Below are 759 nucleotides of genomic sequence, written 5' to 3'. Positions count from 1 at the left end.
CCCCCAGCACGACTCCTACTCCTACGCCGACGCCCACCCCCAGCACAACGCCTACGCCGACCCCCACGCCCACTCCGGTTCCCAATTTCTTTGACGATGTGCCGGATGCGGCCTGGTATGCGGACTATGTCAATCTGGCGGCCCAGGCGGGGCTGATGAAAGGCGTGGGGAACGGTCGGTTCAACCCCTCGGGCATCATGAGCGTGGCCGAGGTGGTCACCCTCACCGCCCGGCTCCACGCTGAGCGCAACGGCAAGACCGTGCCCGCCGCCGGCGGGGCCTGGTATCAGGGCGCCTATACCTACTGTCTGCAGAACGGGCTGTTCACCGCCTCCGAGGTGCCCCTGTCCACCATGGGAGACAGCGCTACCCGGTTCCAGATGGCGGATTTGATGGACCGGGCGGTGCCCGAGAGCGAAAAGCAGGCCATCAACAGCGTGCCCGACGGCGGGGTGCCCGACCTGCGGGAGTCCGACCCCTATGGGGATGTAGTGTACCGCTGGTATCGGGCGGGCATCACCGAGGGGGACCAGTCCGGCCGCTTTAACGGCAATTCTCAGATCAGCCGGGCGGAGCTGGCCACGATCCTGTGCCGTCTGGCCGGGCTGACGCCCCGGGTAGGGGACAAGGACCTCCAGCCGGAGCCCACCCCCACTCCCGCGCCTACACCTACGGCCACGCCTGTTGTGACCCCCACCCCTGCGCCGACCCCCACTGTAACGCCTACTCCTGCGCCTACGCCGACAGCTACTCCCACCC

The 759-nt window shown here is 67.9% G+C and carries 1 protein-coding gene; it reads left to right on the top strand.

Translation table 11 applies throughout. The annotated features are described in order from the left end of the window. Positions 1–98: 98 nt before the first annotated feature. On the top strand, positions 99–759 hold a 661-nt coding region (locus B5F88_RS19860; RefSeq protein ID WP_242959907.1), incomplete at its 3' end, for an S-layer homology domain-containing protein.

It is taken from the genome of Flavonifractor sp. An306, assembly GCF_002159455.1.
GTDB lineage: Bacteria > Bacillota > Clostridia > Oscillospirales > Oscillospiraceae > Flavonifractor.
Note: the sequence above shows the minus strand (reverse complement) of the source record. Positions and strands in the feature narration are given on the sequence as shown.